The sequence below is a fragment of the Streptomyces sp. NPDC044704 genome (assembly GCF_056433525.1).
This window is the reverse complement of sequence record NZ_JBWKGY010000010.1, coordinates 101398-124047: the sequence shown is the minus strand read 5'-3', so window position 1 is coordinate 124047 and position 22650 is coordinate 101398. Positions and strand designations below refer to the sequence as shown.

Sequence of the window (22650 nt, the reverse complement as noted above, 5' to 3'; positions counted from 1 at the left end):
GCCGGGCGCTCACATGGAGAGCGAATAACTCAGTCTATCGTACACAAGTTCCCCCACTTCCCGGAACTGGTTCGACAGGAAAAAGTGCCCGCCCTGAAATACCTTCAGCCGGAAGTCCGCCGAGGTGTGTTCACGCCACTTGTCGACCTCGTCGACCGGGGCCATGGCGTCCGCGTCACCGACCAGCGCGGTCACGGGGCACGGCAGGAGCGGACCGGGCCCGTGGCGGTAGGTCCTCACCGCGCGGTAGTCACTGCGGATGGCCGGCGCGACCATCCGCAGGACGTCCTCGTCGGCGAGGAGGCCGATGTCGGTGCCGCCGAGCTCGTCCAGGGCCGTGATCATCGCCCGGTCGTCCAGTTCGTCGAGCGGCATGCTCACCCCCTGCGCGGGATTCCCGCGCCCGGAGACGAACAGGTGGGCGGGCGGCGTGCCCCCGTCCCGGGACAGCAGCCGCGCCACCTCGTAGGCGACCACCGCTCCCATGCTGTGGCCGAACAGGGCGATGGGCCGGTCCAGCCACGGCGTCAGCGCCCCGGCCACCCCGTCGCGCAGCTGCTCGATCGAGTCGAGGAGCGGCTCGCCCCGCCGGTCCTGCCGCCCGGGGTACTGGACGGCCAGGACCTCGACCCGCGGTGTCAGCTCCTTGGACAGTGCGAAGTAGGCGCTGGCGGAGCCCCCGGCGTGCGGCAGGCACAGCAGCCGCGTCCGGGCCTCGGGAGCCGGATGGAAGCGGCGTATCCACAGGTCGCCGGAGGGGAAGGGCCGCGGGTCCCGCGCGCTGGTCGTCGTCATCGCCGATCAGCCCCTGCCACCGGCGAGGCCCGCGAGCCAGGTGTTGACGGCCCGGGCCGTCTGCGGAGCGTGTTCGTCCATCATCGTGAAGTGGTCGCCTTCCGTGTCGAGGACCGTACTGTCGAACTTCCAGTCGGGCCGCCATTCCTGACCCTCCGCCACCTCGCCCAGCGGCGACGACGCCCGCAGCAGCAGCGTCGGTACGCCCGCTTCCTCGGGCACCCAGTCGGTGAAGAACTGGAAGTACTTGCCCATCGCGGTCAGCCGCACGTCCGTCATCGCCCCGAAGTCCTCCTCGCGGTCCAGGACTCCCTGGGCGAGTTCGCGCTCCATCCGGTGCAGCGCCGGGTCGTTCAGCAGATAGGTGTCCAGCAGGACCACGGCTTCCGGGCGGGGCCCGGTGCGCGCCAGGTGGGCGGCGAGGCTGTAGGCGAACCAGCCGCCCGAGGAGTGGCCCAGGAGGACGAACGGCGCGCCGTCGGCCTGCCGGCGGATCCCCTCGGCGAGGAACTCCTTCATCACCTCGAAGTCGGCGGGCAGCGTTTCGCCCGGCGAGAAGCCGGGGGCGAGCAGGGCCGCCGCACCCCGGGTCCCGCGGAAGGCCGCGGCGAGACGGGCGTACTGCTGCGCCCCGTACAGCGGTACGGGTGCGGGGCAGCAGATCAGCCCCGCCCGGTCGGTGGCTCCCGCCAGCTCCAGCGTGACCGGGTCCTGCCCGGCCCCGGCCACGGTGTGGAAGGCCGGTCGCAGCCGGGAGGCGACCTTGGTGAGCTCCAGTGCGTCCTCGGGCCGGCCGAGGGTGTTCGCGTTGCGGTACAGCGCTTCCAGGGAGTACGGGGAGGGCGCCGCGGCGGCGTCGGCGCCGGAGCCGGCCGCGTCGAGGCGCTCGCCGAGGAACGCGGCCAGCGCGGTGGGGGTCGGGTGGTCGAAGATCAGTCCGGCCGGCAGGGTCAGCGCGCAGTCGGCGGCGAGCGCGGCGCGCAGCTCGACGCCCATCAGGGAGTCGAAGCCGATCTCCAGGAACGGTCGGTGGGGTTCGATCTCCGTGGTGCCGGCGCCGCCCATCACGGCGGCCGCCTGCTCGCGGACCAGGTCCAGCAGGAGCCGGCCGCGTTCTTCCCCGGAGGCTCCGGCCAGGCGCTGCGACGGCGGCGGCGTCCCCGGTACGGGCTCGGCCGACGGTTCGGCGGCGGACGGCCGCGCGTTCTGCCCGGCTCCCGCACCCGCCATGCCCGCCAGCCAGTAGCGCCGGCGCTGGAAGGCGTACGTGGGCAGCTCCACGCGGGTGCGGCCCACGGGCAGCAGGCGGTCCCACGCCGGTGAGACGCCGGCCGTGTGGGCCTGGGCGGCGGCCGTGAGCACGGCCTCCGGCTCGGGCACGCGGCGCCGCAGCACGGGCACGAACGTCTCGGGGGCGGCGTCGGGAAGGCACAGCCGGCCCGCGGCCGTCAGCACTCCCCCGGGGCCCACCTCCAGGAACGTGGTGGCTCCCCGGTCGCGCAGCGCGCGGACGGCGTCGTGGAAGCGCACCGTCTCGCGGACGTGGCGCACCCAGTACTCCGGGCGGCGGATCTCGTCGGAGACGGGCCCGCCGGTGAGGGTGGAGACCACGGGGAGGGCGGGGGCCCGGTAGGAGATGCCCCGGGCGACTTCCGCGAACGCCTCGGTCATCCCGTCCATGTGGGCGGAGTGGAAGGCGTGGCTGACCTTCAGCCTCTTGGTCTCGCGGCCGCGCGCGGCCCATTCGCGGGCCAGTTCCGAGACCGCCGTCCCGTCCCCGGAGACCACGACGGAGTCCGGCCCGTTGACGGCCGCGATGTCCAGTCCCGCACGGCCGTGGGCGAGTTGGGCGCGCACCTCGTCCTCGGTCGCCTGGACGGCGACCATGGCCCCGCCGCCGGGCAGTGCCTGGATCAGCCGGCCGCGGGCCGCGACCAGGGCGCAGGCGTCGGCGAGGGACCAGACTCCGGCCGCGTAGGCGGCGGTCAGCTCGCCGATCGAGTGGCCCGCCACCACGTCGGGCCGCAGGCCCCAGTCTTCGAGCAGCCGCAGCAGGGCGACCTCGACGGCGAACAGCGCGGGCTGGGTGTAGGCCGTGGTGTCGAGCAGGGCGGCCTCGGGCGTGCCGTCGGCGGCGAACAGGACCTCGCGCAGCGGACGGTCGAGGTGCCCGTCGAGGTGGGCGCACACCTCGTCCAGCGCGTCGGCGAACACGGGACTGTACGCGACCAGTTCGCGGCCCATACCGGGCTGCTGGCTGCCCTGCCCGGTGAACAGGAACGCCGTCTTGCCGCCCGTCGGCGCCGTCCGGCCGGTGACCACGCCCGGGGCGCGGGCGCCGCCCGCCAGGGCCGTCAGGCCGGCCAGCAGTTCCGCGCGGTCCCGGCCGACGACGGCGGCCCGGTGCTCGAAGGCCGCCCGGGTGGTCGCGAGGGCGGCGGCGACGTCCGCCGGGGCCAGGTGCGGGCGCGCGGCCAGGTGGTCCGCCAGGCGGCCGGCCTGCTCGCGCACGGCTTCCTCGCTGCGGCCGGAGACGACCCAGGGCAGGGGCCCGGCGACGGTCCAAGGCCCGTCCGGTGCCTCCTCCGGGGTCTGCTCGGGTGACTCCTCTTGTGCCGCCTGCTGTGTCTCCTGCCGTGTCTCCTCGGGGGGCGGGCCCTCCAGGATCACGTGGGCGTTGGTGCCGCTGACGCCGAAGGACGAGACCGCCGCGCGGCGCGGCTCCCCGGTGTCCGGCCATGCCCGGGCCTCGGTCAGCAGGCGCACGTCGCCCGCGGACCAGTCGACGCGCGGGGTGGGCTCCGTCAGGTGCAGCGTGCGGGGCAGTACCCCGTGCCGCATGGCCTGCACCATCTTGATGACACCGCCCGCACCCGCCGCGGACTGGGTGTGGCCCAGGTTCGACTTCAGCGATCCCAGCCACAGCGGCCGGCCCTCGCCGCGGGCCCGCCCGTAGGTGTCGAGCAGTGCCCCGGCCTCGATGGGGTCGCCGAGGGGGGTGCCGGTGCCGTGTGCCTCCACGGCGTCGATGCGGTCCGCCGTCAGCCGCGCGTTGGCGAGGGCCTGGCGGATCACCCGCCGCTGCGAGGGCCCGTTCGGCGCGGTCAGTCCCGCGCTCGCGCCGTCCTGGTTGACCGCGCTGCCGCGGATCACGGCGTGCACCGGGTATCCCAGGCGCCGCGCTTCGGAGAGCCTGGCCAGGAGCAGCACCGCCGCGCCCTCGGACCAGGTGGTGCCGTCGGCGGTCGCCGAGAAGGACTTGCAGCGGCCGTCGGGCGCCAGGCCCTGCTGGCGGCTGAACTCGATGAAGGCGGTCGGCGTGGCCATCACCGTCGCGCCGCCCGCCAGCGCCAGGGAGCACTCCCGCTGCCGCAGGGACTGCGCGGCCAGGTGCAGGGCCACGAGCGAGGAGGAGCAGGCGGTGTCGACCGAGACGGCCGGTCCCTCGAAGCCGAAGGTGTAGGCGACGCGGCCGGAGAGGATGCTGGCGGAGTTGCCGGTCCCGATGAAGCCTTCGGCCGTCTCCCGCGCGTCGAGCACGTTGAGCAGGTAGTCGTTGCTGTTGGAGCCGACGTAGACCCCGATGTCCTCGCCCCGCAGGGTGGTCACGTCGAGGCCCGCGTGCTCGAACGCCTCCCAGGAGACCTCCATGACCAGACGCTGCTGCGGGTCCATGGCCAGGGCCTCGCGGGGCGTGATGCCGAAGAAGGGTGCGTCGAACCCGGCCGCGTCCTTCAGGAAGCCGCCGTGACGGGAGTACGTCTTGCCCGGGGTCCCCGGCTCGGGGTCGTATACGGCGTCGACGTCCCACCCCCGGTCTTCGGGGAAGCCGGCGATGGCGTCCCGGCCCTGGGCCACGAACTCCCACAGCGCGTCCGGCGAGGCGATGTCCCCGTCGCCTCCGGGGAACCGGCATGCCATGCCCACGATCGCCACCGGCTCGTGGGCCGCGTCCTCGGCCTCTTCCAGCCGGTTCCGGGTCCGCCGGAGATCGGCCGTGACCAGCCGCAGGTACTCGCGGAGTTTCGTCTCGTTGTTCTCGTCCACGTGTTCAGCCACGGCGGAGTTCCTTCTCGATCAGCTCGAACATCTCGTCGTCGGTCGCCGTGTCCAGCGCGTCCCGGTCCTCGCCGCCCGCGTGCCCCGCGCTCCCCGCGCTCCTCGCCGGAGCGTGGACCGCGAGCAGGCCCTTGAGCCGCTCGGTGGCCCGGGTGAGCTGCCGGTCGCCCGCCGGCAGCCGCGCGAGGTCGGCCTCCAGACGGTCGAGCTGGTCCGACAGGGACAGGTCCGGTGCCGCCCCGGCCCCGGCCAGGCCGGTCACCAGGTGGTCGGCGACGGCCGCGGGGGTGGGGTGGTCGAACAGCAGCGTCGTCGGCAGGTCCTGCCCCGTCACGGCCGCCAGCCGGTTGCGCAGCTTCACGGTCATCAGCGAGTCGAAGCCGTGGTCGAGGAAGCCCCGCTCCGGTTCCACCGCCTCCGGCGCGTCGTGCCCCATGACGGCGGCCGCCTCGGTCCGGACCATCCGCAGCAGCGCCTCGTACCGTTCGCCGGCGGGCAGCGCCCGCCACGCCGCGACGCGCGAGGCGGCCTCGGCGGCGGGCCCGGGCCGGCCGTCCGGGCCGGCGTCCTGCGCCGCGTCCGTGTCGGGTCCGGAGCGGGCGGGGTCGGTGCGCCATCCGGTGGCGCCCTGCGGCCAGTAGTGCTGCTTCTGGAACGCGTACGTGGGCAGGTCGGGCGCGGACGGTCCGTCCCCGAGGAAGGCCCGCCAGTCCACGGACACTCCGCGGGTGTGCAGCGCGGCCAGCGCGGTCAGCAGTGCGGGCACCCCGTCGCGGTCGGCGTGCGCCGTGGACACCAGCAGCGGCGCGCTCCGGCCGGGCTCGGCCGCCAGGCAGGCCTGGCCGGCGCTGCTGAGCACGGTGTCGGGGCCGACCTCGACGAAGGCCCCGACCCCGTACCGCTGCAGTCGGCGCATCTGGTCGTGGAAGCGCACCGCGCGGCGGATGTGGGCCACCCAGTACGCGGGGTCGCGGGCCTCGCCCGCGCCGAGGAGGTCGCCGGTGACGTCCGAGACGATGGGGATGCTCGGGGATCCGTACGACAGGCCGGCCGCGACGCGCCCGAACTCCTCCGTCATGGCATCCATGTGCGGGGAGTGGAAGGCATGGCTCACCTTGAGCCTGTTGGTCTTGCGTCCCCGCGCCGCCCAGTGTTCCGCGAGCTCCGTGACGGCGTCCGCGTCGCCGGAGAGGACCACCGAGGAGGGGCCGTTCAGGGCGGCGATGTCCACCGCGTCCTCCCTGCCCGCGAGGCCGGCGCGGACCTCCTCCTCCGTGGCCTGCACGGCCACCATGGCGCCGCCGGCGGGGAGGGCCTGCATGAGCCGCCCCCGCGCGGCGACGAGTACGGCCGCCTGCGGTACGGACAGCACACCCGCCACGCACGCCGCGGACAGTTCGCCCAGTGAGTGTCCGGCCAGGACGTCGGGGCGCACGCCCCAGCTCTCCAGCAGCCGGAACAGCGCCACTTCGTAGGCGAAGATCGCCGGCTGCGCGTAGTCCGTACGGTCGAGCAGCTGCCCGTGGGGGTCGGCGGCGGGCGCGAACATCACGCGCAGCAGCGGAGCGTCCAGGTGGGCGTCGAAGTGCGCCGCCACCGACTCCAGGGCCTCGGCGAAGACGGGGAACGCGGCGTGCAGGTCGCGCCCCATGCCCGCCCGCTGGCTGCCCTGCCCGGTGAACAGGAACGCCGTCTTTCCCTTGGCCGGTTTTCCCGGTGCGACACCGGTGACGACATGGTCCGGCGCCTGCCCGTCGGCCAGGGCGTCGAGGCCCGTGAGGAAGGTGTCGGTGTCGTCGGCGAGGACCACGGCCCGGTGCTCGAACGCCGACCGGGTACCCGCCAGCGCACGACCCACCGCCCGCACGTCCAACAACTCCCGGCCCGACGCGTACGCGCGCAGCCGACGCGCCTGCCCGGCCAGCGCCTCCTCCGTACGACCCGACACCAGCCACGGCACCAGACCGCTCTGCGGCGACGCGTCCTCGGCAGGGGCCGGCTCCTCGGGAGCCTGCTCCAGAATGACGTGCGCGTTCGTACCGCTGATCCCGAACGACGACACACCCGCCCGCCGCGGACGATCAGCCTCGGGCCACGCCCGCGCCTCGTCCAGCAGCCGCACCCCACCCGCCGACCAGTCCACCAACGGCGTCGGCACCTCGGCGTGCAGCGTCCGCGGCAGCACACCGTGCCGCATCGCCATCACCATCTTGATGACACCACCCACACCCGCCGCCGTCTGCGTGTGCCCCAGATTCGACTTCAACGAACCCAGCCACAACGGCCGCTCCACCGACCGGCCCTTCCCGTACGTCGCCAACAACGCCTGCGCCTCGATCGGATCCCCCAGCCGGGTCCCCGTACCGTGCGCCTCCACGGCGTCCACCGACTCAGCCGGCACACCCGCGTTCACCAACGCCTGACGGATCACCCGCTCCTGCGCCGGACCACTCGGCGCCGTCAGCCCATTGCTCGCACCGTCCTGATTGACCGCACTCCCCCGCACCACCGCCAGCACCCGACGCCCGTTGCGCCGGGCATCCGAGAGCCGCTCCAGCACCAGCACACCAGCGCCCTCGGACCAGCCCGTACCGTCCGCCCCCGCACCGAACGCCTTGCACCGCCCGTCCGCCGACAGACCGCCCTGACGGCTGAACTCGACGAACATCGCCTCGGCGGCCATGACCGTCGCGGCGCCGGCGAGGGCGAGGGAGCTCTCGCCGCGCCGCAGGGACTCCGCGGCGAGGTGCATCGCCACCAGCGACGACGAGCAGGCCGTGTCCAGCGTCATCGCGGGACCCGTGAGGCCGAGCCCGTAGGCGACGCGGCCGGAGGCGACGCTCACGCAGTTGCCCGACAGCATGAACCCGTCGACGACGGCGCCGGTCTGCTGGAGGCGGGCGAGGTACTCCTGGTAGCTGGTGCTCAGGAAGGCCCCGGTGTCGGTGCCCTTGAGGCTGACCGGATCGATGCCCGCCCGCTCGATCGCCTCCCACGAGGTTTCGAGCAGCAGCCGCTGCTGCGGGTCCATCGCGAGGGCCTCGCGCGGGGAGATCCCGAAGAAGCCCGGGTCGAACTCGGCCGCGTCGTAGAGGAAACCGCCTTCGACCGCGTCCGACTCCCCTTCGAGGGTCTCGATGTCCCACCCGCGGTCCTGCGGGAACGCTCCGATCGCGTCCTCGCCGGCGGCCAGGAGCTCCCACAGCCGCTCCGGGGTGTCGGCGCCGCCCGGGAAGCGGCATGCCATCCCCACGATCGCGATGGGTTCCGCGCGCAGTGAAGCCTCCGCCTCCGCTTCGGACAGCCGCTCCCGCGTCGCTTCGAGTTCGGCGGAAACCCGCTTCAAGTAGTACCGGAGCTTTTCTTCGTCAGCCATGTCGGCCCCTTCACACGTGACTCGTCGGACTGTGATTCGGTGACCGCTCTACGAAATTCCGAATTTCTTGCCGATCAGGTCGAACATTTCCTCGTCCGTGGCCGCCTGCATTTCCTCGCTCACGGCGCCCTCCGATTTCTCCTCGGCGGCCCGGGCGTCGGCCCATGTGGTGAGGAGGCGCTGCAGCCGGACACCGATCTCGTCGTTCTGCTCGGGGTCGGCCTGCGGCTGGGCCAGTACGGCCTCCAGCTCGTCGAGGTGGGTCAGCACCTCGGAGCGGGTCGCGGGGGCCGGCTCGGGACGGGCCGCCGCCACCTCCGAGGCCAGGTGGTCGACGAGGTCCTGGGGCGTGGGGTGGTCGAAGACCAGGGTGACGGGGAGGGCGAGGCCGAGCGCGGCGCCGAGCCGGTTGCGCAGTTCGACGGCCGTGAGCGAGTCGAAGCCGAGGTCCTGGAACGGACGCCACATCTCGGTCTCCTCGGCCGAGCCGTGACCGAGCACCGCGGCGGCCTGCTCGCACACCAGGGCCTCCAGGAACGCGTCGTGCTCGTCCGCGGGCAGCTCCGCCAGGCGCCGGAGCGCATGCCCCTGGGTGCCCTCCTCGGCCGGTCCGGCGCTCGCGGCGTCCTGACCGGCCACCGCAGCCGGGGCCGCCGGGGTACCGGCGGGGACCGTGCCGGCCGGCTGGGCGGGCCCGGCCGTCATCTGCGCGTCGGGCCAGAACCGCCTGCGCTGGAAGGCGTACGTCGGCAGGTCCGCGCGGCGGGCGCCGGACAGGTTCGGCATGCGGCTCAGGTCGAGCGGCAGGCCTCGTACGTAGGCTTCGGCGACCGAGGTGAGGAATCGTTCCTCCCCGCCTTCGTCGCGGCGCAGCGTGCCCACCACGGCGGCCGTCGCGCCCGCCCGTTCGAAGGTCTCCTGAAGTCCCACGGTCAGTACGGGATGCGGGCTGACCTCGATGAAGAACCGGTGTTCGTCCTCCAGCAGCCTGCGCACGGCGCCGTCGAGGAGCACCGGCTCGCGCAGGTTCCGGTACCAGTACCCGCAGTCCAGTGAGGTCGTGTCGGCGACCTCGCCGAGGACCGTCGAGTAGAAGGGCACGCTCGACCGGCGCGGCGCGACCGAGGACAGCTCCTCGACGAACTCCGTCCGCAGCGCGTCGACTTGCGCGGAGTGGCCCGCGGCGGTCGCCCCGGGTACCTTCCGCGCCCGTACCCGGTCCGCCATGCACAGCGCCACCAGTTCGTCCACGGCCTCCGGTTCCCCGGACACCACGACGGACGTGGGACCGTTCACCGCGGCGATCGAGAGCCGCTCGCCGTACGGTGCGATGCGGCGCGCCACCTCCTCGGCGGACAGCAGGAACGACGCCATGGCGCCCTTCCCCGTCAGCCGGTTCAGCAGGGCGCTGCGCAGGGTGATGATCCGGGCCGCGTCCTTCAGGGACAGGGCGCCGACGACGTACGCGGCGGCGATCTCCCCCTGCGAATGGCCGACGACGGCGTCGGGCTCGACTCCGTGCGCCCGCCACACCTCGGCGAGGGCCACCATCACGGAGAACAGCACCGGCTGCACCACGTCGAGGCGGTCCAGGGACGCCGCCCCCGGCTTCTGGAGCAGGACGTCCGTCAACGACCAGTCCACGTGGGCGGAGAACGCCTCGTCGCACTCCTCGATGCGGGCGCGGAACACCGCCGAGGACTCCAGCAGCCGTCCGGCCATGTCCGGCCAGTGGGAGCCCTGCCCCGGGAAGACGAACACGGTCTTGCCCGAGGCGGTGCTCGTCCCCTGGACGACGCGGCCGTCCTCGCGGCCGGCCTCCAGCGCGTCGAGTGCGGCCTCCAGGCCGGTGCGGTCCGCGCCGACGACCACGGCGCGGTGCTCGAACGCCGTACGGCCCGCGAGGGACAGGGCCAGGTCGGCGGCCGACAGGGCCGGGTCGTTCCGCACATGGGCGGCGAGTCGCCCTGCCTGGGCGCGCAGGGCCTGCTCGCTGCGCCCGGACACGGGCCACAGGAAGGGGCCGGCCGGCGTCGCCGTATCCGCCCGCGGCGCGGGCGCGTCACTGTCGGGCGCCTGGGCCGGGGCCTGTTCGAGGATGACGTGCGAGTTGGTCCCGCTGATCCCGAACGACGAGACGCCCGCGCGGCGCGGCCGCCCGTTCTCGGGCCAGGCGACGGGCTCGGTGGCCAGGCGTACGGCGCCGGAACCCCATTCCACGTGCGGGGTGGGGCTGTCCACGTGCAGGGTCCTGGGGACCAGGCCGTGACGCATCGCCAGGACCATTTTGATGACTCCGGCGAGGCCGGCGGCCGCCTGGGTGTGCCCGATGTTGGACTTCACCGATCCCAGCCACAGGGGGCGTTCGGGCGAGCGGCCCTTCCCGTACGTGGCCAGCAGTGCCTCCGCCTCGATCGGGTCGCCGAGCTCGGTCCCGGTGCCGTGTGCCTCCAGTACGTCGACCTGGTCGGCCGGGACCTGGGCGTTCGCCAGCGCCTGGAGGATGACCCGCTGCTGGGCGCGGCCGTTGGGCGCGGTCAGGCTGCTGCTGGCGCCGTCCTGGTTGACGGCGGAGCCGCGGATGAGGCCCTGGACGGGGTGGCCGTTGCGCCGGGCGTCCGACAGCCGCTCCAGCAGGAGCATGCCGACGCCCTCCGAGAATCCGGTGCCGTCCGCCGAGCCGGCGAACGACTTGCAGCGTCCGTCCTTGGCCAGTACCCGCTGGCCGCTGTACTCGATGAAGCCCATCGGCGTGGACATCACCGTCACACCGCCCGCCAGGGCCAGCGAGCACTCCGACCGGCGCAGGGACTGCGCTGCCAGGTGCAGCGCGACCAGCGAGGAGGAGCAGGCCGTGTCGATGGTCACCGCGGGGCCTTCGAAGCCGAAGGTGTAGGCGAGGCGGCCGGAGAGCACGGCGGCGGCGTTGCCCGTCCCGACGTGTCCTTCGAAGGCGCCCGGGGAGCTCATGAGCAGCGAGGCGTAGTCCTGGATGTTGGTGCCGGAGAAGACGCCGACGTCCGTACCGCGCAGGGCGGTCGGGTCGATGCCGGCCCGTTCGAAGGCTTCCCAGCCGGTCTCCAGCAGCAGCCGCTGCTGCGGGTCCATGGCGGTGGCCTCGCGCGGGCTGACGCCGAAGAACGCGGGGTCGAAGTCTGCCGCGCGGTCGACGAAGCCGCCCTCCCGCACGTACAGGGTGCCCTTGCGGCGCTGTTCGGGGTCGTACAGCCCGTCCAGGTCCCAGCCGCGGTCGTCGGGGAACGCGCCGATCGCGTCGCCGTCGTCGAGCACGAACTGCCACAGGTCCTCCGGGGAGACGACCTTGCCGGGGAGGCGGCAGGACATGCCGATGATGGCGATCGGTTCGTTCAGCGATTGCACGAGCTGCTGGTGCTGTTGCTTCAGCCGCTCGGATTCCTTGATCGACGCGCGCAGCGCCTGCACAACTCGATCGTCGGTGGTGTCCATCAGCTAACTCCCGAGGGGTTTCAGGCGTCGGTGTTGATCGCCATGTGAACGAGGCTTTCCAGATCCATGGCGTCGATGGACTCTGGTGTCACAGCGTGTGGATCGGCGGCTCCGGACGTGTCCTGCTCGGCCTGTCCGGCCGCTTGCGCGGACGCGGCGCCTTCGCCGAGGGCGCTGTCGAATCCGGTGAGCCGCAACAGGGCGTCCAGGACTCCGGCCTCCTTGAGGCGGGAGAGCGGAAGGGAGGCGAGGGCGGCCTGGAACTCCGGCGCTCCACCCGCTCCGCCCGCCGGGGCGGCCGGGTCGGCCGCGATGTCGAGCCTGGACTGCAAGTGCCGTGCCACGGCGCGGGGGTTGGGGTGGTCGAACAGTGTCACCGCGGAGAACCGCAGGCCGGTCGCCTGGCTGAGGCGGTTGCGGAGTTCGACCACGGCGACCGAGCTGAATCCGGACTCCAGGAAGCCCCGGTCCGGGGAGACGGCCTCCGGGTCGGCGTGGCCCAGTACGGTGGCGACGTGGCCGCGCACGAGCCTGAGCAGGATGCGCACCTGTTCGGAATCCGACAGTCCGGCCAGGCTTCCGGCGAGCTTTTCGGCCGCGTTGACCGGGGCTTCCTCCTGCCGGGCGGCGGCGTCCAGCCGGCGGCGCGCGGGCCGTACGAGCCGGCGCAGCACGGGCAGCGGCGGAGTACCGGCGGCGGCGAGCACCGCCAGGTCCAGACGGGCCGGCACGCACAGGGCCCGGTCGTGCGCCACGACCGCGTCGAACAGGGCGAGGCCCTCTTCGGCGGACATCGCGACGGCGCCCTCGCGCCTGATCCGGACCAGGTCGGCCCCGGTCACCTGGCCGCCCATGCCACGGTCCTCCTCCCACAGGCCCCACGCCGCGGAGACCGCGGGCAGACCCTGCGCGCGGCGCTCGTGGGCGAGGGCGTCCAGGAAGGCGTTCGCGGCGGAGTAGCTCGCCCGGCCGGGCGCTCCGAACACCCCGGCGACGGAGGAGAACAGGACGAACGCCGAGAGGCCGAGGCCGGCGGTCAGCTCGTGCAGGTGCAGGGCCGCATCCGCCTTGGGACGGAACACGCCGGCCAGCCGCTCCGCGTCCAGCGACTCGATCACGCCGTCGTCGACGACGCCCGCGCAGTGGACGACGCCGGTGAGCGGACGGTCGTCGGGGATCGAGGCCAGCAGGTGGGCGAGGGACTCGCGATCACCCACGTCGCACGCCTCCACCCGTACCCGGGCGCCCGACTCCGTGAGCTGGGCGACGAGTTCGGCCACGCCATCGGCCGCGGCACCCCGCCGGGACACCAGGAGCAGGTCCCGTACTCCGTGCGCCGCCGACGCCAGGTGCAGGGCCACCAGCGCACCCAGACCACCCGTACCGCCCGTGACCAGGACCGTGCCCCGGGTGGCGAAGGACGCCGTGGGGGTGTCGTCCGTGGAGACGGCGGTACGCACCAGGCGGGGCGTGAACGCCCTGCCGCCCCGTACCGCGACCTGTGATTCGCCGGTGCCCAACGCGAGCCGCAGCGCGGCCTCTTCGGCCGCCTGGGAGAGCCCGGGCTCGACATCTGCCAGCACCAGCCGGTCCGGATGCTCCAGCTGCGCCGACCGCACCAGACCCCATACCGGGGCCGCCGACAGATCCGCGACACCCGCATCGGAGCCCGCGCCCACGCCCACGGCGCCCCGCGTCAGCACCACCAGGCGGGAGTCGACGAACCGCTCGTCCGCCAGGAACCCGGTCACGGTGTGCAGCGCCCGCGCCGTCGCCGACGTGGCGTCGTCCGACGCGGCGCCGCTGTGGGCCCACACCACGATCCGGGGTACGCCCCCGGAACCGTCCACCGCGTCCCATTCGCCCCAGGCGGGTGCGGGCTCCGCCGAGGCCGGGACCACGACCGGAGTCCAGTCCAGGGTGAACAGCGCGTCCCTCAACACGCCTTCGGGGGAGTTCAGTTCGCCCCTCCCGACGGGGCGTGTCACCAGCCGGCCGATAGACACCACGGGTGCGCCCGACGCGTCGACCACTTGCACCGACACCTCACCGGCCGACGGCACCACGCTCACCCGCACGTCGGTCCCGCCGACGCCGAACAGCTCGACGCCCGACCAGGCCGACGACATCGGGGCTCCGGCCGCGGTGGCCTCCACGTCCAGGGAGGCCACGCGTGACACGGCGTCCAGCAGCGCCGGATGGATGCCGTACGCGGCCGCCCCGTCGCTCACCGGCTCCGGCAGGGCGACCTCGGCGAACGTCTCCTCTCCGCGCCGCCAGGCGGCCCGAATCCCGTGGAACGCGGGGCCGAGGCCGGTACCGGCCTGCGCCATCCGCTCGTACAGGTCGTCCAGCGGCAGCGGTGAGGCGCCGGCGGGCGGCCACGAGTCCGGCCGTACGGCGCCGGCGGCGTCCTCGGGGTTCGTCCCGGCGCCGCTGCGCGTCAGCGCGCCGGACGCGTGCAGGGTCCACTCGGCGTCGTCCGTCGCCCCGTCGGGCCGCGCGAACACCTCCACCGTGCTGCGGCCCGCCGCGTCGGCTTCCGACACGAGCACCTGGATCGACACGGCGGCGGCAGTGGTACCGGCTTCGGCCGGCAGCACCAGCGGCTGGTGGTAGGTCAGCTCTTCGAGGTGGGGGCTGCGCACGTGGTCGCCGGCCTGGAGGGCCAGTTCGACGAGTACGGAGCCGGGCAGGACGACCTGGCTGAACATCGTGTGGTCGGCCAGCCAGGGCTGTTCGGTCAGGGACAGCCGGCCGGTCCACACCACACCCCGGCCCTGGGGCAGGGACACCACCGCACCCAGCAGCGGATGCCCGGCGGCCACCAGGCCCAGGCTCGCCGCGTCGCCGGGACGCGACGGGGCGTCGAGCCAGAAGCGCTCGCGCTGGAACGCGTACGTCGGCAGGTCACGGGCGGTCGGTCCGGTGCCGAGCAGCGTGGACCAGTCGACCTCGACTCCGTGGGTGTGGGCCTGGGCGAGGGCACCCAGCAAGGCCTGCGGCTCGGGAGCGTCACCGCCTCGCAGTGCGGACACGAACAGCGGGGCGGTTTCGCCCTCGTCGTCCGCCGTGAGGCAGTCGGGTCCGAGGGCCGAGAGGACGCCGTCCGGGCCCAGTTCCAGGAACACCGTGACGCCCTCGGCCTCCAGGGACCGCACCCCGTCCATGAACCGGACCGGCTGACGCACGTGCCGCACCCAGTACTCGGCCGAGCACACCTCACCCGCCCCGGCCACCGTCCCCGTCACATTGGAGACCAGCGCAACCCGCGGCGCACGGAACTCCAAGCCCTCCGCCACCGCACGGAACTCCTCCAACATCCCGTCCATGTGCGGCGAATGAAACGCATGGCTCACCGTCAGACGCTTGACCCGACGACCCCGCGCCTTCCACCCACCCACGAACTCCCCGACCGCGTCCACATCACCCGACACCACGACCGACGAACCACTGTTGACCGCCGCGACCTCCAACCGGCCGCCAAAACCATCCCCGGCGAGCACCGCCCGGACCTCCGCCTCGGTCCCCTCCACCGCGGCCATCCCACCATCCTCACGAAGCGCCTGCATCAGCCGGCCACGCGCCGCCACCAACCGCACCGCATCACCCAGCGACAACACACCCGCCACATGCGCAGCCGCGATCTCCCCCACCGAATGACCGATCAGGAAATCAGCCCGCACACCCCACGACGACACCAGCCGGAACAACGCCACCTCAACAGCGAAGATCCCCGCCTGCGCGAACACCGTCCGGTCCAGCAGCCCCTCGACCGAACCGCCCTCACCGAACACCACGTCCCGCAACGAACCACCGAGCTCCACGTCAAAGAGCCCGAACACCTCATCCAACGCCTCAGCGAAAACAGGGAACGCCGCATACAACTCACGGCCCATCCCCACCCGCTGACTGCCCTGACCCGTGAACATCAACGCCGTACGAGCCGGACCATCAGCCACCCCACGCACCAGACCCGGAACACCGTCACCCTGAGCCAGGGCGTCGAGGCCGGTGAGGAAGGTGGCGGTGTCGTCGGCGAGGACCACGGCCCGGTGCTCGAACGCCGACCGGGTACTTGCCAGCGCACGACCCACCGCCCGCACGTCCAACGCCTCCCGGCCCGACGCGTACTCACGCAGCCGGCGCGCCTGCGCCGCCAACGCCTCCTCCGTACGACCCGACACCAGCCACGGCACCAGACCGCTCTCCGGTGAGGTGCCCTCGGCCGGAGCGTCCTCGGCAGGGGCCGGCTCCTCGGGAGCCTGCTCCAGAATGACGTGCGCGTTCGTACCACTGATCCCGAACGACGACACACCCGCCCGCCGCGGACGATCAGCCTCAGGCCAGGGCCGCGCCTCGCCCAGCAGCCGCACCCCACCCGCCGACCAGTCCACCAACGGCGTCGGCTCCTCCGCGTGCAGCGTCCGCGGCAGCACACCGTGCCGCATCGCCATCACCATCTTGATGACACCACCCACACCCGCCGCCGTCTGCGTGTGCCCCAGATTCGACTTCAACGAACCCAGCCACAACGGCCGCTCCACCGACCGGCCCTTCCCATACGTCGCCAACAACGCCTGCGCCTCGATCGGATCCCCCAACCGGGTCCCCGTACCATGCGCCTCCACCACATCCACCGACTCAGCCGGCACACCCGCGTTCACCAACGCCTGACGGATCACCCGCTCCTGCGCCGGACCACTCGGCGCCGTCAGCCCATTGCTCGCACCGTCCTGATTGACCGCACTCCCCCGCACCACGGCGAGCACCTGGTGCCCGTTGCGCCGCGCGTCCGAGAGACGTTCGAGCACGAGGACGCCGACACCCTCGGACCAGCCCGTGCCGTCCGCCCCCGCACCGAACGCCTTGCACCGCCCGTCGACCGACAGGCCACCCTGACGGCTGAACTCCACGAATGCACCGGGCGTCGCCATCACGGTCACGCCACCGGCCAGGGCGAGCGAGCTCTCGCCGCGCCGCAGGGAGTCCGCCGCGAGGTGCATCGCCACCAGCGACGACGAGCAGGCCGTGTCCAGCGTCACCGCCGGGCCGGACAGGCCCAGGGAGTACGAGAGGCGGCCGGAGGCCACACTTCCCGCTGAGCCGAATCCCAGGAAGCCTTCCAGGCCCTCGGGGATGTCCGGCAGCCGAGAGGCGTAGTCGTGGTACATGACACCGGTGAACACGCCGGTGTCGGTTCCCAGGAGCGACTTCGGGTCGATGCCCGCGTGTTCGACCGCCTCCCACGAGGCTTCGAGCAGCAGCCGCTGCTGCGGGTCCATCGCGAGGGCCTCGCGCGGGGAGATCCCGAAGAAGCCCGGGTCGAACTCGGCAGCTTCGTAGAGGAAACCGCCTTCGGCCGCGTACGACTTCCCTTCGGTCTCCGTCGCCGGACCGAAGACGTCCCGCACGTTCCAGCCGCGGTCGTCGGGGAACGGGCCTATGGAGTCCCGGCCGTCGAGGACCAGCTGCCACAGGTCGTCCGGGGTCCGCACGCCTCCCGGATACCGGCAGGCCATGCCCACGATCGCGATGGGATCGTCCGACACGACCGACGGGGCCACTGCCGCCGCCGCGTGGGCGGGTCGGTCTTCCGCCTCGCCCGCGAGTTCCCGCGTGAGGTATTCGGCGATGCGCTGGGGGGTGGGGTAGTCGAAGACGAGGGAGGCGGGGAGGCGAAGACCTGTCGCTCCGTTGAGGCGGTTGCGCAGCTCGACCGACATCAGCGAGTCGAAGCCCAGCCCCTTGAACGGGGTGTCCACCCCGACCAGTTGGCCGGGGCCGTAGCCCAGCACGCCGCTCGCGAAGCCCCGGACCGAGTCCAGGATCACGCGCCGGCGCTCCGCTTCGGCCAGGCCCGCGACGCGAGCGGCGAGCGCGGCCCCGCTGCCCGGTTCCTCGGCCCGAGTGCGCCGCACGGTGCCGCGTACCAGGGACCGCAGCACTGCGGGCACGCCCTCCGCGTCACGCCTGTGCAGTCCCGCCAGGTCCAGGCGGGCCGGCACGCACAGGGCCCGCTCGTGTGCCACGACCGCGTCGAACAGCGCGAGTCCCTCGTCGGCCGGCATCGGCACGGCGCCCAGGCGCCTGATCCGGGCCATGTCGGCCTCGGAGACCTGGCCGCCCATGCCGCGGTCTTCCTCCCACAGGCCCCAGGCGGCGGAGACCGCCGGCAGCCCCTGGGCACGGCGTTCGTGTGCCAGTGCGTCCAGGAGGGCGTTGGCGGCGGCGTAGCTCGCCTGCCCGGCGGTTCCCACGACACCGGCGAAGGAGGAGAAGAGGACGAAGGCCGAGAGGTCGAGGCCGGCCGTCAGCTCGTGCAGGTGCAGGGCCGCATCGGCCTTCGGCCTCATGACGCCGGCCAGTTGGGCAGGGGTCACCGTGTCGAAGGTTCCGTCGTCGACGACGCCCGCGCAGTGGACGACTCCGGTGAGCGGACGGTCGTCGGGGATGGAGGCGAGCAGAGCGGCGAGGCCGTCACGGTCACCGACGTCGCAGGCTTCGACGCGCACCCGGGCGCCGGCTTCCACGAGCTGGGCGACCAGTTCTTCGGCGCCTTCGGCGTCGGCGCCCCGGCGGGACACCAGCAGCAGGTCCCGCACCTCGTACTCGGACACCAGGTGCCGGGCCACCAGCGCACCCAGGCCGCCCGTGCCGCCGGTCACCAACACGGTGCCCGTGGCGCGGAACGGGGGCTGCTCTTCGCCTTCCCGCTGCGCGGTGAGACGTGCGAGGCGGGGCACCAGCGCCCGGCCGCCCCGGACCGCCACCTGCGGCTCGGCGGCACCCAACGCGGCCCGCAGCGCCGCCCCTTCCGCATCAGCGGACAGACCAGGCTCCACATCGACCAGCACCAGCCGGTCCGGATGCTCCACCTGCCCCGACCGCACCAGACCCCACACCGGAGCCGCCACCAGATCCCGCACACCCTCATCCGACCCGGCAGCCACGGCCCCACGCGTCAGCACCACCAGCCGCGAGCCCACGAACCGCTCATCGGCCAAGAACTCCTGCACGGTCCGCAGTGCCCGCGCCGTTGTCTCCGAGAGGCTCGCGGACCCGTCACCGCTGTGCTCCCACACCACCACCGGAGGAACCGGCACGGAGTCACCGACCGACCCCCACACACCCCAACCCGAGAGCACCTCCGCCGAAGCCGAGGCCGGTGCCGGCGTCCACTCCACCCCGAACAGCGCGTCCCGCAGCCCGCCATCGGCCGCCCGCAGCTGCTCCCGCGACACCGGACGCGTCACCAGCCGGCCCACCGACAACACCGGTACACCCGAAGCGTCAGCCACCCGCACCGACACCTCACCACCGGCCGACGGCACCAGACCCACCCGCACGACCGAACCACCCACACCCTGACCGGACAGCTCCACGCCCGACCACACGAACGGCAACCGCACCTCATCCGCGGACGGGTCGATCGACATGTGCAGTGCGGCGTCCAGGAGAGCGGGATGGATCGCGAAGCCGGCCGGCTCTTCGGCGTTGACCGGCTCCGGGAGGGCGACCTCGGCGAACACCTCGTCGCCGCGCCGCCAGGCGGCCCGGACGCCCTGGAACACGGGGCCGTACCCGTACCCGTGTTCATCGAGCCGGTCGTACAGGTCACTCACGTCGACCGGTACCGCGTCCTGCGGGGGCCACGTGCCGAGATCCTCCTCCGGGTCCCGTGTGCCGGACGCACCGTCGATGCCGGTCAGGGTTCCGGTGGCGTGAAGCGTCCACACCTCACCACCCAGCAACTCCCCGTCGACAGCACCCTCCGGGCAGGAATGCACCGTCACCGCACACCGGCCGGACCCATCCACCCCCGCCACCGCAACCTGCAACCGCACCCCACCAGAAACCCCCAACACCAACGGCTGCTGAAGCGTCAACTCCTCCAACCGACCACAACCCACCCGCCCACCAGCGGACAACACCAACTCCACCCACACCGCACCCGGCAACACCACCCCACCGAACACCGCATGATCCGCCAACCAAGGCTGCTCAGAAACCGACAACCGGCCCGTCCACACCACACCCCGGCCATCCGGCAACGACACCACCGCACCCAGCAACGGATGACCAGCAGACACCAAACCCAGACCCGCCACATCACCACGCCGCCCCGCCGGAACATCCAGCCAGAAACGCTCCCGCTGGAACGCGTACGTCGGCAGGTCAAGGGCGGTCGGTCCGGTGCCGAGCAGCGTGGACCAGTCGACCTCGACTCCGTGGGTGTGGGCCTGGGCGACGGCACTCAGCAGGGCCTGCGGCTCCGGGACTCCCTCGCCCCGTAGTCCGGCCACGAACGCCGCCGAGTGTTCCCCGTCCGCCGTGAGGCAGTCGGGTCCGAGGGCCGAGAGGACGCCGTCCGGGCCCAGTTCCAGGAACACCGTGACGCCCTCGGCCTCCAGGGACCGCACCCCGTCCATGAACCGGACCGGCTGACGCACATGCCGCACCCAGTACTCCGCCGAGCACACCTCACCCGCCCCGGCCACCGCCCCCGTCACATTGGAAACCAGCGCAACCCGCGGCGCACGGAACTCCAACCCCTCCACCACCGCACGGAACTCCTCCAACATCCCGTCCATATGCGCCGAATGAAACGCATGGCTCACCGTCAGACGCTTGACCCGACGACCCCGCGCCTTCCACCCACCCGTAAACTCCCCGACCGCGTCCACATCACCCGACACCACGACCGAAGAACCACTGTTGACCGCCGCGACCTCCAACCGGCCGCCAAAACCATCCCCGGCGAGCACCGCCCGGACCTCCGCCTCGGTCCCCTCCACCGCGGCCATCCCACCATCCGCACGAAGCGCCTGCATCAGCCGGCCACGCGCCGCCACCAACCGCACCGCATCACCCAGCGACAACACACCCGCCACATGCGCAGCCGCGATCTCCCCCACCGAATGACCGATCAGGAAATCAGCCCGCACACCCCACGACGACACCAGCCGGAACAACGCCACCTCAACAGCGAAGATCCCCGCCTGCGCAAACACCGTCCGGTCCAGCAACCCCTCGACCGAACCGCCCTCACCGAACACCACGTCCCGCAACGAACCACCGAGCTCCACGTCAAAGAGCCCGAACACCTCATCCAACGCCTCAGCGAAAACAGGGAACGCCGCATACAACTCACGGCCCATCCCCACCCGCTGACTGCCCTGCCCCGTGAACATCAACGCCGTACGCGCCGGACCATCAGCCACCCCACGCACCAGACCCGGAACACGGTCACCGCCCACCAGCCCCTCAAGTGCGGCGAGCAGCGCCTCCTGGTCCGCGCCCATCACCACGGCCCGGTGCTCGAACGTCGACCGGGTGCCCGCCAGCGCACGACCCACGGCCCGCACGTCCAACGCCTCCTGGCCCGACGTGTACTCGCGCAGCCGGCGCGCCTGCGCCGCCAACGCCTCCTCCGTACGACCCGACACCAGCCACGGCACCAGACCGCTCTCCGGTGAGGTGCCCTCGGCCGGAGCGTCCTCGGCAGGGGCCGGCTCCTCGGGAGCCTGCTCCAGAATGACGTGCGCGTTCGTACCACTGATCCCGAACGACGACACACCCGCCCGCCGCGGACGATCAGCCTCAGGCCACGCCCGCGCCTCGCCCAGCAGTTCGACCGCGCCGGCCGACCAGTCCACCAACGGCGTCGGCTCCTCGGCGTGCAGCGTCCGCGGCAGCACACCGTGCCGCATCGCCATCACCATCTTGACCACGCCGCCGACGCCGGCCGCGGCCTGGGCGTGTCCGAGGTTGGATTTCAACGATCCCAGCCACAAGGGCTGTTCGGCCGGCCTGCCCTGGCCGTAGGTGGTCAGGAGCGCCTGCGCCTCGATCGGGTCCCCGAGCCTGGTGCCCGTACCGTGCGCCTCCACGGCGTCCACCGTGTCGGCCGGTACGCCCGCATCGGCCAAGGCCTGGCGGATCACCCGCTCCTGCGCGGGACCGCTCGGCGCCGTCAGTCCGTTGCTCGCACCGTCCTGGTTGACCGCGCTGCCCCGCACCACGGCGAGCACCTGGTGCCCGTTGCGCCGCGCGTCCGACAGACGTTCCAGCACGAGTACGCCGACACCCTCGGACCAGCCCGTGCCGTCCGCCCCCGCACCGAACGCCTTGCACCGGCCGTCGACCGACAGGCCGCCCTGGCGGCTGAACTCCGCGAACATCACCGGGCTGGACATGACCGTCACGCCACCGGCCAGCGCGAGCGAGCACTCGTCCCTGCGCAGGGCCTGTACGGCCAGGTGCAGGGCGACGAGCGAGGAGGAGCAGGCGGTGTCGACGGTGATGGCCGGGCCCGTGAAGCCGAAGGTGTAGGGGACGCGGCCGGAGACGACGCTGGCCGCCGTCCCGGTCCCGTAGTACCCCTCGATCTCGTCCGGTACGGACTCCAGACCCGCGGCGTAGTCGTGGTACATCACCCCTGCGTAGACACCCGTACGGCTGCCCTTGAGGGTGGTGATGTCGATGCCCGCCCGCTCGACCGCTTCCCACGAGGCTTCGAGCAGCAGCCGCTGCTGCGGGTCCATGGCGAGGGCCTCGCGCGGGGAGATCCCGAAGAACTGTGCGTCGAAGTCGGGGGCGTCGTAGAGGAATCCGCCCTTGCGGGTCGCGCTCTTCCCGGGCCGGTCGGGGTCCGGGTCGAACAGGGAGTCGGTGTCCCAGCCCCGGTCCTCGGGGAAGTCCGCCACCGCGTCGCCGTTCCGGGCCACCAGCCGCCACAGGTCCTCCGGCGAGCTCACGCCGCCCGGATACCGGCAGGCCATGCCGACGATCGCGATCGGCTCGCGATGACGCTGCTCGGTGCTCTGGAGCTGCTGACGGGTCTGGTGCAGCTCCCGCGCAACCCACTTCAGCTTGTCCAGCAGGTTCTTCTCATCAGACATGTGAGGTCTCTCCGCAAAGGCGTTCGGGATGGGGCGGGGCGGGGGCTG

At 72.9% G+C, this 22650-nt stretch carries 4 protein-coding genes and 1 pseudogene; all 5 read right to left on the bottom strand.

Going from position 1 to position 22650, the window contains the following annotated elements:
- Positions 1 to 9: 9 nt before the first annotated feature.
- Positions 10 to 795: a thioesterase II family protein gene (locus AC07B0_RS24105; RefSeq protein ID WP_467300701.1), complete on the bottom strand. Its 786-nt coding sequence runs from the start codon at positions 793 to 795 to the stop codon at positions 10 to 12.
- A 6-nt stretch (positions 796 to 801) separates the two neighbouring features.
- Positions 802 to 4794 (bottom strand): annotated as a pseudogene (locus tag AC07B0_RS24100) (type I polyketide synthase); the annotation flags it as partial.
- 52 nt (positions 4795 to 4846) lie between these two features.
- Entirely contained in the window at positions 4847 to 8200 is a 3354-nt protein-coding gene (locus AC07B0_RS24095; protein WP_478898964.1) for a type I polyketide synthase, read from the bottom strand.
- A gap of 78 nt (positions 8201 to 8278) precedes the next feature.
- Positions 8279 to 11698: a type I polyketide synthase gene (locus AC07B0_RS24090; RefSeq protein ID WP_478898903.1), complete on the bottom strand. Its 3420-nt coding sequence runs from the start codon at positions 11696 to 11698 to the stop codon at positions 8279 to 8281.
- A 20-nt stretch (positions 11699 to 11718) separates the two neighbouring features.
- Positions 11719 to 22602: a type I polyketide synthase gene (locus tag AC07B0_RS24085; RefSeq protein WP_478898902.1), complete on the bottom strand. Its 10884-nt coding sequence runs from the start codon at positions 22600 to 22602 to the stop codon at positions 11719 to 11721.
- Positions 22603 to 22650 lie beyond the last annotated feature (48 nt).

Coding starts and splice junctions, on each gene's coding strand:
- AC07B0_RS24090 (WP_478898903.1), bottom strand. CDS start 11,698: ATGGACACCACCGACGATCGAGTTGTGCAGGCGCTGCGCGCGTCGATC.
- AC07B0_RS24105 (WP_467300701.1), bottom strand. CDS start 795: ATGACGACGACCAGCGCGCGGGACCCGCGGCCCTTCCCCTCCGGCGAC.
- AC07B0_RS24085 (WP_478898902.1), bottom strand. CDS start 22,602: ATGTCTGATGAGAAGAACCTGCTGGACAAGCTGAAGTGGGTTGCGCGG.